This is a genomic window from Enterococcus sp. AZ101 (assembly GCF_050499005.1).
GTDB lineage: Bacteria > Bacillota > Bacilli > Lactobacillales > Enterococcaceae > Enterococcus_L > Enterococcus_L ureilyticus.
Genome location: NZ_JBMHEZ010000003.1, coordinates 66,501 through 82,397 on the forward strand (window position 1 = coordinate 66,501; position 15,897 = coordinate 82,397).

Below are 15,897 nucleotides of genomic sequence, written 5' to 3' on the forward strand. Positions count from 1 at the left end.
TTTTAAATACTCGTGATTTCGTGAATGTAGTCTCTCGCTTTCACTGCGTATTCAAAAGGATTAGCCTGCGCCGGATCTTGTTCGGCTTCAACAACAATCCACCCTTCGTAATCACTACTCTTGATAACTTCCCAAATCGGTGCAAAATCGATCATCCCGTCTCCTGGAACAGTAAATACTCCTGACTTAACTGCATTTAAAAAACTTTGCTCCGTTGTGCTGACTTGTCTTGCTATCTGCTCTCGTATATCTTTAAAATGAATGTGTTTGATACGCTCTTGATATTTTTGATAAATTTCAATTGGGTCTTCGCCAGAAAAGACCAAATGTCCGGTATCAAATAGCAAAGAAACTTTTTCAGGATCTGTCAAGTCCATCAAACGAGTGATTTCTTCTGTCGTTTGCACACCTGTCCCCATATGATGATGATAAACAATCGTCATTCCTTTCGCATTTGCCAACGCACCCAAGCGTTCCAAACCAGTTGCTAATGCTTGCCAATCTGACGCAGAAAACACCGGCTTTTCTTTGAAAATTGCTAGATCCATCTGACCCTGAATGCTATGTCCTTGTTCCGACACAACAATCACTTTGGCCCCCATAGCATGGAGAAAATTCATATGTTCAATAAACGCTTGCTCTGTCTCTTCATACGGTTTCGTTGTTAAAAAGGCACTAAACCAAGCACTTGCGACTGACAACCCTCGAATATCAAGATACGGTCGTAAGACATCTGGATCTTTCGGGTACTTATTCCCAATTTCAGTCCCTACATAGCCGGACAAAGCCATCTCACTAATACACTGCTCAAACGTATTTTCTTTCCCTAACTCTGGCATATCATCATTTGTCCAAGCAATCGGCGCAATGCCCAAACGGATTTTTGACTCATTCATTTTATTTTTCTCCCCTTTCAAAGGACTGCTATCTATAGATTTTCAATTGTGATCAATTCATTTGTTTCAAATGATTGTTTACACGCTAGTGCGATTTTAGTTGACTGCAGCCCATCATAAGCTGAAACTTGCGGTTGACGTTTTTCTTTGATACATGCAATAAACTCTTTCGCTTCATTAACGAAAGCTTCACGAAAGCGTTCTGGAAAATCTTGTGAGCAAGCTCGTACAACGCCTTTTTCATCCATGATCGTAACAAGATTTTTCTCTGGCGCCGCTGCTACTCTAAGCATCCCTTTCGTTCCAATCAGCTCAGTTTCTACATGATACCCATGATGACAATTACGACCTGCAACTAAGATCGCCATCGCTTGGTTTTCCAATTGCATCATGGCCGCTCCTGTTTCCAATTCTCCTACTTTATCCAATTCAGGATAAGCAGCATTTTTCCCTAACGCCCATACTTTGCTTACTTCTTTTTCTGTAAACCAACGGACTAAATCGATATCGTGAATTGACATATCCATGAAAATCCCTCCACTATCACTGGCGCCCGCAAATTTTACAAAGCTTTCCATACCTGAACTAGGATCGATACTATAACAGCGCATCAGAGTCAGTTCCCCTAATTTCCCATCTTCTACTAATTGTTTGGCATAGCGGTACGAATCGTCATAACGACGCATGAATCCCAACATAAATACTTGTTCCGAACGACTTTGAATTACCCGCTCTGTCGCTTTGATTTCAGCTAAATCCAAGCCAATCGGTTTTTCACTGAAGACGTGTTTACCATGTTCCATCGCCAATTGAATCTGCTCGCAATGAAACCCAGAAGGGGAAACGATAAACACCGCATCAATTGTTGGACTTTTGACCATTTCTTCATAGTCTTGATAGGTTTCTTCTACCCCTAATTCCCTGACTGCATAATCCAATTCTTCTTTTACAAAACTACAAGCGGCAATTAATTGACACCCTTGAACATTTTCAGCTAAATTTTTTGCATGAACTTTCCCTAAACGGCCTAAGCCAACAATTCCAACCTTGATTTTTTCCACTCTTTACTTCCTCCTATAATTAAAAGTTAAATGTTGATTTATTTAATAAAGTTGCTTCATTTATATAATGCTGGACATTCAGGTAATTGAATCAATGTTCGCTCACCTGTATCTCTTGCCTTACCACAAGCATCCATCGTAACGGCCGCCGCATAACCATCCCAAGCAGTCGGTCCAGTTAGATTACCCGTTTGAATCGAACGAACCCATAATTCAAATTCATAGTCATACGCTTCAACAAAACGAGTTTGCCAATCTGGTGCTATCTTTGTGTAGTTTTTTCCTTTTGCCTTCACATGTGTGTAGGCTGGATCTTCTAGCCCAATCTCTCCCGTTTCACAGACAACATCGCATTTGATATCATAACCAAACTGACAATTAACGAAAATCTCTAAATCGATATGGACACCGGAAACTGTTTCCAAGATCAACATCTGTGGATCATGCAGTTTTTCATGTGTGAAACTCGTTTGTTTAGGCAAAATCATTTGAGCTGAAACATAATCTTCTTGAAGCAACCAACGCAAAGCATCGATTTCATGGATCCCTGTGTTAATGATCGCCATTGGCGTTAAATAGTTTTCATCTGCCGTTGGGTTTCTATGGGCGCAATGAAGCATCAAAGGCTCCCCGAATTTTTTGGTTTCGATGGCTTCTTTCAATTCAATATAACCTCGATCGTATCGTCTCATAAAGCCGACTTGAACTAGTTTCTTTCCTGCTTTTACTTCAGCATCAACGATTCGTTTACAACCTGCGCTATCTGTCGCTAAAGGTTTTTCACAGAAAACATATTTTCCATGTTTAATTGCTTCTAAAACATATTTTTCATGGGTTGGATCCCAAGAAGTTACCACAACAATAGCCACATCAGGTGAAGCAATCAATTCTTCTCCTGTTTCAAAAAAGACAGCATCAATCTGATTTGCTAAACGCTGAGCTTGTTCTACGTTTATATCTGATACCGCAGTCACGTACGCGCCTTGCACTTTTTCATTGATTCGTTTAATATGTTCGATGCCGATTGCACCTGTCCCAATGACGCCAACTTTTAAATCCATTGTTTTGCCTCCATTTTCTTTTTTACAAACCTGCTGGACAACTTCCTTAGCCACACTGTAACGTATGCGCTTTCAAAAAATGCTTATTTGCATATGGACTATAACTCGTTAAGCCATAGCCTATAGACCTAGAATTTGAATACACGGTAAGATCAGAAACAACTCCTTCTTATTTCGTGAAGTGAAACGCTCCCGATCCAACCTATTGTCATGCTAATACTCTTTGGCTTTTTCCAACATTTTTTGACTACGCTCATACGACTCTTGAACTGCCAGACTTTTTGAAACTTCTGCAACCCCAACGTGCCACCAACTGTCATACCCATCTGACATTGTTTTTGGTAAAACCTTCATTTCAATCAGAGTAGATTTTTCTTGTTTTTTAGCATCTTCTAGCGCTGCAATCAGTTCTTCTTTTGTATTAGCACGATAACTTTTGGCGCCATACCCTTCCGCAACTTTCGCATAATCTATATTCATGATTTGCTCACGATGATCTCTAAATTCACACTTATAGCTACTGCTACCATTACCCATTTGTAAATTATTGATACAGCCAAATCCAGAATTATCGAATAACAAAATATTGATCTTTTGCCCATATTGCAATGCCGTGATTAGTTCTGAATGAAGCATCAAGAAACTCCCGTCACCTACCATGGCATAGACTTCTTGTGTTGGACTGGCTAATTTCACACCTAAAGCACCACTGATTTCATACCCCATACAAGAATAACCATATTCAAGATGATACGTATTCGGCACGAGTGGATTCCATAAACGCTGCATATCACCAGGTAAAGAGCCAGCTGATGCAATGACAATACTGTCTTTAGCTACGTTATTATTAACTGTAAGAAATGCACTAGTTTGAGCCAATTCAGTCTGTAGCATATCCGAATATTCATTTAGAATTTCTTGCGTGAATTGGTCTTTAATCTCTGGAGAAAAGTTCTCCCTCGAAAAAGAAATATCACCTAGACGCTTCCTTTCAACAGCCCATTCTTCTTTCAGATCCTTGATAATTTCACCAAATGACGTTTGATAGTCTGCCAACATCGGGATCAGATTCTCTACTGTCTCTTTTGCATCGCCGATAAGCTGGAACGCATCAAACTTATAGGCCTGCATGCGATTGACATTGATATTCAAAAATTTCGTTTGGTCATAATTAAAAGCGGTTTTAGAAGACGTGGTGAAATCCGTATACCTTGTACCGATTCCAATAACCAAATCAGCTTGTCGAATTGCCTTATTAGCAGCCAAAGTTCCTAAAACACCCGTACCTCCTAAGTTATTTTTAAAGTCTGCTTCTACAGTTGATTTACCTGCAGGTGTTTCAACTAACGGAATCCCACATTGTGTAGACAAATGAATCAATGCTTCCCGTGCCTGGGAAAACTTTGCTCCACCTCCAACGATAATGACTGGTTTCTTACTTGTCGTGATTCTTTCTACGGCACCATTTAGTTCACGCTCTGTAGGAACTTGCCGATCAACGTAATGCACCCTCTTTTTAAAAAATTCTTCATCGTAATCATACGCTTCTGCTTCAGTATCTTGAGCAATACAAATCGTTGCCGGACCACAGCTCGCTGGATTCGTCATGACTTCAAACGCTCGTAGCAGACTACTCATCAATTGTTCTGGCCGTTGAACACGATCCCAATATTTAGAGACCGCTTTAAAGGCATCATTCGTTGTGATTGCCGCACTGGTTTCGTGTTCTAATTGTTGTAAAACTGGATCAGGCTGACGTGTAGCAAACGTATCTGCCGGTAAGATCAGCACTGGAATGTTGTTGGCAAACGCAGTTGCCGCCGCTGTGAGCATGTTGGCAGATCCTGGACCAGCTGAAGCTGTAACAGCAAAAATTTTCTGTCTTAATTTCTGCCGACTATAGGCTACTGCTGCATGTGTCATCCCTTGTTCATTTTTCCCTTGAATTACCTTCAAATGCCCTGGATTTTCTTCAAGTGCTTGACCGATTCCTAAGACATTCCCATGGCCAAAGACATTAAAAATACCTTCAACAAAAGGGCATTCTTCACCATCAACTTGAATATATTGTTGATTCAAAAATTTAATCAGTGCTTGTGCTGTGGTTAATCGAATTTTTTTAGCCATTACTTTCCCGCCTTACTTTAATCAAGATTGATCTGCAATTAATTGTTCGATTTCTTTGGCTGTTGGCATTGCTTCGGATGAACTATGTTTACTAACAACAATAGCCGCCGATGCACTTCCATATTTCAATGCGGTTTCAATGTCTTTCCCTGTATTTAATGCATATAAAAAGGCTGCTGCATAAGAATCACCTGCACCGAACGTTTTCAAGACTTTGGTCTTATACGAACCCGCTTGATAGGTTTCCCCCTTTTTGGTATAGGCATACGAACCTTTTACGCCATGCTTGATCACAATCAACTCAGGGCGATGCAGAAATAGATAGTCTGTGGTCGCTTGATTTGTTCCACCTTTTTTGCCTTCTAGTTCATCATATTCATCTCTTGTACCGATCACGATATCAGCATTTTCAGCAACGATTGAATAATAAACGGAAACGTCTTCTGGTGATTGCCATGTGTACGGACGATAATCTAGTTCAAACGCAACTTTCACCTGATTTTTTCTAGCATAAGCAATTGCTTTTAATACCGCCTCTCTGGAAGGACTTTGCGCAAGTGCCGTTCCAGATACCAACAAGAGATCTGTTTGTTTGATGTATTCTTCATCGATTTCTTCCGGCGCTAGGTACAAGTCTGCCACTTGATCTCGATACATCAAAATGCTGCATTCTTCTGGGCTTTTGATCTCCGTAAATGCCAATCCTGTTTTGTGTCCTTTTTGATCAGTGAACAGTTGGCTCGTATCGATTCCAGCTTCGCTCATGTATTCTTTAATGAAACGCCCATGCTGGTCATCTGAAATTTTCCCAATAAAACCAACTTTTACACCTAACTTTGCACTGCCAATTGCGATATTTGCTGGTGAACCACCTACATATTTTTTAAAGGTCATCGTTTCTTCCATCGGTCGATCATATTCCACTGCATTCAAATCAATACATGCTCGACCAAGGGCGATCATATCAAATGTTTTCGTCATCCTTGTCACTCCTTCTATTCTCTGTTTAAAATCCATTCGTGGTCAGGATCATTATGAAACTGCCACTTTCTAGTTGGACCTGCCATTACGTTCAAGTAATAAGAATCGTAACCATCCGGTACACCTACTGGGTGATAGCCTTTTGGAACAACGACGACATCACCATTTTCTATAGCCATCGTTTCATCCAGTAAGCGATCATCTGTATACACTCGCTGAAAAACAAACCCTTGTCTGGGATTCATTTCGTGATAATACGTTTCTTCTAATTTCGATTCTAGAGGTAAATTATCTTGATCGTGCTTATGAGGTGGATAACTAGACCAGTTACCACCATCAGTAAACACTTCAACAACTAACAAACGATCAGCAATTGGACTTGTATCTGGTAAAATATTATGCACCAAACGTTTATTCTGATATTTCCCTCTGCGTTCAATGGTATTATCTGAGGCTTTAATCAGAGTAGTTGTCTTTTTCTTATCAGATGGTGAGTAACATAGAATCACCGTGGCTTCGGTTATCGCTGTAATATCAAACATTTGCTCTATCGAGATATAGACACTATCCGTTGGGATTTTTTCAAAGACATTTTTTCGCGTGCCGATTGTCTTAAAGGTTTGTTCTCCATCCGTTACTGTAATTTTCCCTGTTAGGGCAACGATACACACTTCTTGCTTTCCTAATGATTCTTGAAATTTACTTCCACTCGTCATTTTTATGACTTTCAATTCAATGTACTGTAAAGCTGCATTATTTTTATTGATATGTTGAAGTAACGTGATGCCTTGCGCTAACTCTTGCGGGACAGGTTTATACTTTAAATGAACCATCCTTACACCTTCTTTCCCATTAAATATTTGTCTTAGGATACCGTGCTGTCACTACTTTTTTACGCGTGTAGAAATCTACACTGTCTTTGCCATTTGCATGAAGCGTCCCGTAAAACGAGGACTTCCAACCTGAAAACGGAAAGAATGCCATCGGCGCGGGTACGCCTAAATTAATCCCTAGCATGCCTGCATCAATATTTTCTCTAAAATAACGAATCGCAGAGGCATTATTAGTGAACAGACAAGCTCCATTTGCGAATTCAGATTGATTAGCTGTCGTAACGGCTTCTTGCAAGTTTTCTACTCTGATGATCGACAATACTGGAGCGAAAATTTCATCCCGCCAAATCGTCATATCCGTTGTCACACCATCAAAAATAGTTGGACCAACAAAATAACCATTGTCTGGAATATTCTCCCTACCATCTGCAATCAAACGGGCTCCTTCTTCGATTCCTTTTTCAATATAAGCTAGTGTTCTTTTTTGATTTTCTTCGCGAATAACTGGTCCTAAAAAGACACCGTCATCCAAGCCATTTCCGACTTTGATACCTGATGCTTTTTCTTGTAATTTATTGATAAACGCATCTGCTATTTCATTTTCAACCGTTACAACTGCACACGCCATACAGCGCTCACCAGCGGAACCAAAAGCGGCTGATACAATATTGGTCACAGCATCATCTAGGTCCGCATCTTTTAGGACAATGGAATGGTTTTTAGCACCGGTCAATGCTTGCACTCGTTTCAAGTGCTTACTCCCTTGAGTGTAAACATACTCACCAACTGGTTTCGAGCCAACAAAGGAAATCGCTTTCACTTCTGGATGTTCTAAAATCCCATTCACAACATCATGTGCGCCATATACAATATTAAATACGCCAGCTGGTAACCCGGCCTCTGTAAATAATTCAGCCAATCGTTCAGTTAGCAAAGGCGTTCTTTCCGACGGTTTTAAAACGAAACTATTTCCACAAGCGATTGCCATCGGAAACATCCAGCAAGGAACCATCATCGGAAAGTTAAAAGGCGAAATTCCCGCGACCACCCCAATCGGGTAACGATAGTTAGCAACTTCTACATCTGTTGCAATCGAAGATAATGAATCTCCCATCATTAACGTTGGAGCTCCTGCAGCAAATTCTACATTTTCAACGCCTCGTTGTACTTCACCTAAAGCCTCGTTGAGATTTTTCCCATTCTCAAGTGTGATTAGACGAGCTAATTCCGCTTTATGTTTGATTAAAAGTTGTTGATAGTTAAAGAGAATCCTTGCACGTCTCGGTACTGCCATCTCTTTCCATGTTTCAAAAGCTTCTCTAGCAATCGTGACCGCTTCTTCCAAATCTTCTTTTGTAGAAAGTGGTACTTCACACAACATTTCTTTCGTAGCCGGATTATAAACTGCTTCATACGTTTCTGTACGACTAGATACCCATTTGCCACCAATGTAATTTTTTAACTTTCGTACCTCTACCATCTATAACGTCCTCCTTGTTCTCTATTAAAAATCAACACGATGGTTATATCTTGATGTTCTTTGGTTAACTTTTGATTACATTGTACAATTCCAATTTCCGATAGTCAACCCATTTTTGGTGAAATATTTTCTTTTTTGATCATATCTTGCCAAACTCTTTATAAAAAAACAAAATTCATTGATTCAAAAAGTGCTAAATCCGCAAACAATTGGTTATATGTTGAACACATTAAGGTCATGTGTTATAGTGAATCTAATCACACGAAGTAGAAAGGTTACAGAATATGAAATTACAACGAATTCAGCAAATTGAAAATTACATACAACAACAAGGCAGTATTTCTCTCGACGAATTATGCCGTGTTTTCAACGTCTCTAAAAATACGATCCGTCGAGATATCAATGAATTGGAAAAAAGAGGAACTTTGAAGAAAGTCTATGGTGGTGTTGTTTATGTAGAGAATAGCTTAGTTTCTTTTGAAAATCGCACTATCCATAATCAAATAGAGAAAGAGCAAATTGGTAAAAGAGCTGCTACATTGATTAAAGAGGATGATTTAATCTATATCGATTCCGGAACAACTACTAGTCAAATTTTAAATCACATTGATCCAGACTTACCATTTACCTTATTAACAAACAATCTTGATATTATCAACCTTGCTGCGGCAATGAAAAATGTTCAACTTATTCTTATTGGTAATAGTTATAAAAGAAAAACGCGTTCTTTTGTAGGAATTGAAGATGAAGCTGTTGTGACAAGATATAATATAAGTAAAGCCTTTATGGCAGCAACTGGCGTCTCAATCACGAGTGGTTTGACTAATTCAGATTTAATGGAATATCGGATAAAAAAAATGATCGTCCAAAGAAGCAAAGATATTTACCTACTGGCAGATAGTTCAAAATTCGATCATTCTACTTTACTCACGTACGCTCCTTTAGAAAGCATTAAAGGAATTGTCACAACAAGAGAGATACCTGAAAAATACGTAGAGTTTTGCGACTTACATACAGTCGAACTTCTATATAGCAACTAAATAAAAAAAGGAGGACTCAACTTGCCACTACTAAAATTTGATTTGGTCGAAGGACGCAGCCAGGAAGAAATACAAACGATACTCGATATTGCCCATTCCGCAGTCTTAGCATCTTTTGATGTTCCAACAGGTGATAGATATCAGATTGTTACGCAGCACCAACCTTTTGAAATGGTACTAGAAGATACAGGGCTAGGTTTTAAAAGAGATCCTGCTAAAATGATTTCACTAACCGTTATTAGCAGAGAACGAACAACCGATCAAAAAGAAATATTTTATCAGCTACTTGCACAACAGTTGGACGAGTTATGTGGGATCGCACCTGAGAACTTACTTATTTCTTTCATCATCAATAATGATGCTGATTGGAGCTTTGGTTTCGGGGAAGCGCAGTTTATGACCGGAAAACTTTAAGGTAAAGCAATTGAGACAAAACACTTTAAGTTTTATTAACATCACCGTGAATCCGAGTAAACGGTGTGAAAAAGTCAGGCTCTTTGGCAATTACTGAAAACCGCACAATGCCATAAAGCGCATTGTGCGGTTTTCAGTAATTGCCCGATCCTAAACGGCTGTTGCTACAATCTTATTATACTTGTTTCTTAAATTTAATCATTTCGTGGATATCAACTGAAATTCATATCAGCAAAAAAAGGAACACATTTAACGAGTAAAATAAAATTCTAGAATCTAATATTATTTTCAAATTTGCTCTTCATTTTTAAGAATCTCAGTAAGTTTCCAAAAATTTCTTAAGTGAACACCTAATAAAATAACTGTGATCCCTATAATTAGCCCGAGTAAGACAAGTAAAACATAATTTTTTCCTTCGTTTCTATTTAGTAATACAGGTATTAAATAACTCAGTGGAAATAATGCAACTAGTGCAATCATTCCTTGAAACTTCACCACTTTTCTTGCCATTTCCGCACGAGACGGAGCATCACTAAAAATAGTATTTTCTTCTTCTATTTCAGATTTTAGCTTTCTAAAATAGTACCAGTTCCCATATTTATAAAAGTACTCCCACCCACAATCTTCAAATAATTGTAGATATTCTCCTAGGTCATTCTCTTGTTGTTTGAAATCTAGTTGGTATATATACTCTTCTGGTTCACATCTTTCAAAAGTGTATGTGCTAAAAGGTAATTTTAACTCTACCATTTTCCATCCATTCTTATGTTGTTCTTGTAAAAATTGTTCTTCTTCTAGATAATCTGCCAACCCAAAGTATTTCTTTATTTTTTTATTTTCCATTTATTGTCTCCCCAATACTATTTTTATAGAGTCGTTTAATTCGATTTATTTCATGTACTAATATTTCCTCTCCTAACTCTGTGATCAAATAGCTTTTCCGTCTATTTTCTTCTTTTGTCGCTTGAATTAATCCGTCCTTTTCCATTTTACTGAGACTGCCATACATCGTACCTGCACTAATGATAATTTCTTGGTTCGTCATTTCTTTAACGTATTGAATAATACTGTAGCCATGACGTTCTTCTCTAAGTGCAAATAAAATATAGAAACCTGTTTCTGTCATTGGTATGTATATTCTTTTTAGCTTATCTTCCATTTATTATTCAACTCCTCCATCTATATATCGAGGTGCGATACATCGTAACACTATATTATATCGAACCTCGATATATGTCAAGAACATTTTGAATTTTTTTGAGCAGGTTTCAAATTAATCTAGCGAAAATTCAAAACACAAAAAAAGCCGAAGGGAAATCCCTTCGACTTACGTCCGAGTACTCCGATTTTTCACGTCGGTTTTATTGCTTTATATTGAGCTGTAATTATTTAGTAATTTCAGAAACAACGCCTGAACCAACAGTACGTCCGCCTTCACGAATAGAGAAACGAGTTCCTTCTTCGATAGCGATTGGGTGGATTAATTCAACGTCCATTGCAACGTTATCACCAGGCATTACCATTTCGATACCTTCTGGTAATTCAACTACACCAGTTACGTCAGTTGTACGGAAGTAGAACTGAGGACGGTAGTTAGTGAAGAATGGAGTGTGACGTCCGCCTTCTTCTTTTGATAAAACATAAACTTCAGCTTTAAATTTTGTATGAGGAGTGATAGTAGCAGGTTTTGCTAATACTTGTCCACGTTCGATATCTTCACGGGCTACACCACGTAATAAAGCACCGATGTTATCGCCAGCTTCAGCGTAGTCTAACAATTTACGGAACATTTCAACACCAGTTACAGTTGTTTTCTTAGTATCTTCAGCGATACCAACGATTTCGATTTCATCACCAACGCGAACTTCTCCACGTTCAACACGGCCAGTAGCTACTGTACCACGTCCAGTGATTGAGAATACGTCTTCGACTGGCATCATGAATGGTTTGTCAGTGTCACGAGTTGGAGTTGGGATATACTCGTCAACTGCAGCCATTAATTCTAAGATTTTTTCTTCGTATGAAGCGTCGCCTTCTAAAGCTTTCAAAGCAGAACCAGCGATAACAGGAGTGTCGTCACCTGGGAAGTCATATTCAGATAATAAATCACGAACTTCCATTTCTACTAATTCTAATAGTTCTTCGTCATCTACCATATCCATTTTGTTTAAGAAAACAACGATGTATGGTACACCAACGTTACGTGATAACAAGATGTGCTCACGAGTTTGAGGCATAGGACCATCAGCAGCAGATACTACTAAGATAGCTCCATCCATTTGTGCAGCACCAGTGATCATGTTTTTAACGTAATCCGCGTGTCCTGGGCAATCCACGTGGGCATAGTGACGAGCATCAGTTTCATACTCGATGTGAGAAGTGTTGATTGTGATACCACGTTCTTTTTCTTCTGGAGCGTTATCGATATCAGCATAGTTTTGAGCTTCACCGTCACCGTGTTTAGATAACACAGTTGCGATTGCAGCAGTTAATGTAGTTTTACCATGGTCAACGTGTCCAATAGTACCAATGTTTACATGGGGTTTAGAACGGTCAAATTTTTCTTTAGCCATTTTAAATGTTCCTCCTAAAATATATGAATTTTATTTTTATTTGATAGATAGTTTTACAGCTACCTGATCATCTTTTATTATTCTAACTGAAATCAATAGAAAATCCTAGTCATAAATAAGCCTGTACTTATTTCTTAACTATTATGCGTTGTTTCCGCCATTTTTCTTGATGATTTCTTCTTGTACAGATTTTGGTACGTCTTCATAGTGGTCAAAGACCATCATAAATGTACCGCGACCTTGTGTTGCTGAACGTAATGTTGTAGCGTAACCAAACATTTCAGCTAGAGGCACCATCGCGTTAACGATTTGTGAGTTACCGTGTGCTTCCATACCTTCAACACGTCCACGACGACTTGTAACGTGTCCCATGATATCACCTAAGTAATCTTCTGGCACAGTGATCGTTACTTTCATCATTGGTTCTAAAATTACAGGCATTGCTTTTTTAGCAGCCGCACGTAGCGCCATAGAAGCAGCTACACGGAAGGCTGTTTCATTTGAATCGACATCATGGTATGAACCGTCGTAAAGTTTTGCTTTGATATCCACTAATGGATAACCAGCAAGAACACCGTTGTTCATTGATTCTGCCAAGCCTTTTTCAACTGCTGGAATGTATTCACGAGGAACCACACCACCGACGATAGCATTTTCAAATTCGAAGCCTTTACCTTCTTCGTTTGGTGTAAATTCAACCCAGACATGTCCGTATTGACCTTTACCACCAGACTGACGTACAAACTTACCTTCTGCCTGAGTTACAGGAGCACGGAAAGTTTCACGGTATGATACTTGTGGCGCACCAACGTTGGCTTCAACCTTGAACTCACGTTTCATACGGTCTACTAATACGTCTAAGTGCAATTCACCCATACCAGAGATAACTGTTTCACCAGTTTCAACGTTTGTTTCAACGCGGAATGATGGATCTTCTTCTGCAAGTTTTTGCAAAGCAATCCCCATTTTATCTTGGTCGGCTTTTGATTTAGGTTCAACAGCTACTTGGATAACCGGTTCTGGGAACTCGATTGATTCAAGAATAACTGGTGCATCCATCGCACATAAAGTATCACCAGTTGTTGTATCTTTCAATCCAACAGCTGCAGCGATATCGCCTGAGTAGACTTTATCGATTTCTTTACGTGTATTTGCATGCATTTGTAGAATACGACCGATACGTTCTTTTTTGTCTTTAGAAGCGTTCAATACATATGAACCACTTTCAAGGACACCAGAATAGACACGGAAGAAAGTTAGACGACCAACAAACGGGTCAGTCATTACTTTAAATGCTAGTGAAGCAAAAGGTGCTTCGTCATCAGCAGGACGAGTTGTTTCTTCGTCTGTCTTAACGTCGATCCCCTTGATTGCTTCAATATCAAGTGGTGATGGTAAGTAATCAAGTACTGCATCAAGCATTATTTGAACACCTTTATTTTTAAAGGCAGATCCACACATTACTGGGAAGAATTCAACGTTGATCGTTGCTTGGCGGATACCCGCTTTTAATTCTTCGATAGTAATTTCTTCACCGTCAAGATATTTCATCATTAGGTCTTCATCCGTTTCAGCAACAGCTTCAACTAATTTTTCACGCCATTCAACTGCTTGTTCCATATATTCTTCTGGAATTTCAGTTTCTTGAATGTCAGTACCTAAATCATTTGTATAGATTTCAGCTTTCATCGTAATTAAATCGATGATCCCTGTGAAGTTATCTTCTGAACCAATTGGTAATTGGATTGGATGAGCATTCGCTTGTAAACGATCATGTAATGAGTTTACAGAGTATAAGAAATCCGCACCGATTTTATCCATTTTATTACAGAAAACAATACGTGGAACTTTATAATCAGTTGCTTGACGCCAAACTGTTTCAGTTTGAGGTTCAACACCTGATTGTGAATCAAGAACGGTTACAGCACCATCTAATACACGTAATGAACGTTGAACTTCAATAGTGAAATCCACGTGTCCAGGAGTATCGATGATATTTACACGGTAACCTTTCCACTCAGCAGTTGTTGCAGCAGAAGTGATGGTAATCCCACGTTCTTGTTCTTGTTCCATCCAGTCCATTTGTGATGCACCTTCGTGCGTTTCACCAATTTTATGGATTTTACCAGTGTAGTAAAGGATACGCTCTGTTGTTGTTGTTTTACCCGCATCAACGTGAGCCATAATACCGATATTACGAGTGTTTTCTAACGAAAATTCTCTTGCCATTCTAGGGTGTTCTCCTCTCTTTATTTAAATCGATTGTAAAGTGACTGTCTGTCGTAGTGTTAACTTACATACAGAGAGGATTTTACCAACGATAATGTGCAAACGCACGGTTAGCGTCAGCCATTTTATGTGTGTCTTCGCGTTTCTTAACAGAAGCACCAGTATTATTGGCAGCATCCATGATTTCTTTCGCTAGACGTTGTTCCATTGTATGTTCACCGCGTAGGCGAGCATAGTTAACAACCCAACGTAGACCTAAAGTTGTACGACGTTCTGGACGAACTTCAACTGGTACTTGATAGTTAGAACCCCCAACACGGCGAGCTTTTACTTCTAAGACAGGCATAACGTTTTTCATTGCTTGTTCGAAAACTTCCAATGGATCGTTACCTGTAGATTCTTTGATGATATCAAATGAATTATAGATAATATTAGCAGCAATCCCGCGTTTTCCATCAACCATTACACGGTTGATCAAGCGAGTTACTAATTTTGAGTTATAAATTGGATCTGGTAAAACATCGCGTTTTGTAACAGGACCTTTACGTGGCATCCGTAACTCCTCCTTCCGAAAATTCTTTATTGTATAATACCTTAGTGATTGTCAAATTATTTAGCTACTTTAGGCATTTTAGTACCATATTTAGAGCGGCTTTGTTTACGATCTGTAACACCGGCTGTATCAAGCGCACCACGTACGATATGATAACGTACCCCTGGTAAATCTTTTACACGTCCACCGCGTAATAGTACCACGCTATGTTCTTGTAAGTTATGACCAATCCCTGGGATATAAGCTGTTACTTCGATTAAGTTAGACAAACGAACACGGGCATATTTACGTAGAGCCGAGTTAGGTTTTTTAGGTGTCATTGTTCCCACACGAGTACAAACCCCACGCTTTTGTGGTGAGTTTACGTTCGTTTGGGCTTTCTTAAAACTATTATATCCTTTGTTCAACGCTGGTGAATTAGATTTCTCCACCTTTGATTTACGAGGTTTACGTACTAATTGATTAATTGTAGGCATTCCTTGTTTCCTCCTTCCTCATTTCGCATCTAGTTCCACACATCCAGGTGGTTCTTTTTTTGCGATAAAAAATAATGCAATCTCTGCACTCATTATCAAATATGCTTCGATAGACAGTCAGCACGTCTCCAACGAGAGACCTGTAGATAAAGCACCTTTGATAGCATATCATC

The 15,897-nt window shown here is 39.0% G+C and carries 15 protein-coding genes; 2 read left to right on the forward strand and 13 right to left on the reverse strand.

All coding sequences use genetic code 11. From position 1 onward, the window contains the following. Positions 1-2: 2 nt before the first annotated feature. The 7 genes from iolE to iolA all read right to left on the reverse strand — a co-directional run bounded on the left by iolE (position 3) and on the right by iolA (position 8,439). Positions 3-896 (reverse strand): myo-inosose-2 dehydratase, encoded by an 894-nt coding sequence (gene iolE / locus IGJ50_RS14260; RefSeq protein ID WP_069641192.1) that lies wholly within the window; start codon positions 894-896, stop codon positions 3-5. Between the two features lie 32 nt (positions 897-928). Then, complete coding sequence (gene iolG, locus IGJ50_RS14265) at positions 929-1,957, reverse strand: inositol 2-dehydrogenase (RefSeq protein ID WP_207120421.1); 1,029 nt, start codon at positions 1,955-1,957, stop codon at positions 929-931. 56 nt (positions 1,958-2,013) lie between these two features. Continuing rightward, positions 2,014-3,018 (reverse strand): Gfo/Idh/MocA family protein, encoded by a 1,005-nt coding sequence (locus tag IGJ50_RS14270; RefSeq protein WP_207120420.1) that lies wholly within the window; start codon positions 3,016-3,018, stop codon positions 2,014-2,016. A 213-nt stretch (positions 3,019-3,231) separates the two neighbouring features. Beyond that, positions 3,232-5,145 (reverse strand): 3D-(3,5/4)-trihydroxycyclohexane-1,2-dione acylhydrolase (decyclizing), encoded by a 1,914-nt coding sequence (gene iolD, locus IGJ50_RS14275; protein ID WP_207120419.1) that lies wholly within the window; start codon positions 5,143-5,145, stop codon positions 3,232-3,234. A gap of 21 nt (positions 5,146-5,166) precedes the next feature. Continuing rightward, positions 5,167-6,126 carry a 5-dehydro-2-deoxygluconokinase gene (gene iolC, locus IGJ50_RS14280; protein ID WP_207120418.1) on the reverse strand — a complete coding sequence of 320 codons (960 nt, stop codon included), beginning with the start codon at positions 6,124-6,126 and terminating at the stop codon, positions 5,167-5,169. 14 nt (positions 6,127-6,140) lie between these two features. Next, positions 6,141-6,959 (reverse strand): 5-deoxy-glucuronate isomerase, encoded by an 819-nt coding sequence (gene iolB, locus IGJ50_RS14285; protein WP_207120417.1) that lies wholly within the window; start codon positions 6,957-6,959, stop codon positions 6,141-6,143. Between the two features lie 19 nt (positions 6,960-6,978). Further along, the gene (gene iolA / locus IGJ50_RS14290; protein WP_069641186.1) at positions 6,979-8,439 is read right to left on the reverse strand and encodes a methylmalonate-semialdehyde dehydrogenase; all 1,461 of its coding nucleotides are present in this window, start codon (positions 8,437-8,439) and stop codon (positions 6,979-6,981) included. A 284-nt stretch (positions 8,440-8,723) separates the two neighbouring features. Here iolA and IGJ50_RS14295 point away from each other — a divergent pair, with 284 nt between their 5' ends. Beyond that, positions 8,724-9,479 (forward strand): DeoR/GlpR family DNA-binding transcription regulator, encoded by a 756-nt coding sequence (locus IGJ50_RS14295; protein WP_207120415.1) that lies wholly within the window; start codon positions 8,724-8,726, stop codon positions 9,477-9,479. A 21-nt stretch (positions 9,480-9,500) separates the two neighbouring features. Then, on the forward strand, positions 9,501-9,893 hold the full coding sequence (locus tag IGJ50_RS14300) for a tautomerase family protein (RefSeq protein WP_429951030.1): 393 nt from the start codon (positions 9,501-9,503) through the stop codon (positions 9,891-9,893). A gap of 288 nt (positions 9,894-10,181) precedes the next feature. On the opposite strand, the gene IGJ50_RS14305 is transcribed toward IGJ50_RS14300, so the two are convergent. The 6 genes from IGJ50_RS14305 to rpsL form a co-directional block, all read right to left on the reverse strand. Next, positions 10,182-10,736: a DUF2812 domain-containing protein gene (locus IGJ50_RS14305; RefSeq protein ID WP_069641183.1), complete on the reverse strand. Its 555-nt coding sequence runs from the start codon at positions 10,734-10,736 to the stop codon at positions 10,182-10,184. Further along, positions 10,726-11,052, reverse strand: coding sequence for a PadR family transcriptional regulator (locus tag IGJ50_RS14310; RefSeq protein ID WP_069641182.1), 327 nt, complete (start codon positions 11,050-11,052; stop codon positions 10,726-10,728). The genes IGJ50_RS14305 and IGJ50_RS14310 overlap by 11 nt, the downstream gene beginning before the upstream one ends. A gap of 226 nt (positions 11,053-11,278) precedes the next feature. Then, positions 11,279-12,466 (reverse strand): elongation factor Tu, encoded by a 1,188-nt coding sequence (gene tuf / locus IGJ50_RS14315; RefSeq protein WP_069641181.1) that lies wholly within the window; start codon positions 12,464-12,466, stop codon positions 11,279-11,281. A gap of 141 nt (positions 12,467-12,607) precedes the next feature. Next, positions 12,608-14,695: an elongation factor G gene (gene fusA / locus IGJ50_RS14320; RefSeq protein ID WP_069641180.1), complete on the reverse strand. Its 2,088-nt coding sequence runs from the start codon at positions 14,693-14,695 to the stop codon at positions 12,608-12,610. Between the two features lie 82 nt (positions 14,696-14,777). After that, positions 14,778-15,248, reverse strand: a complete 471-nt coding sequence (gene rpsG / locus IGJ50_RS14325; RefSeq protein WP_010761695.1) for a 30S ribosomal protein S7 — start codon at positions 15,246-15,248, stop codon at positions 14,778-14,780. 56 nt (positions 15,249-15,304) lie between these two features. Beyond that, a complete protein-coding gene (gene rpsL, locus IGJ50_RS14330; protein ID WP_429951033.1) occupies positions 15,305-15,724 on the reverse strand; it encodes a 30S ribosomal protein S12 in 420 nt (139 codons plus the stop codon). Positions 15,725-15,897 lie beyond the last annotated feature (173 nt).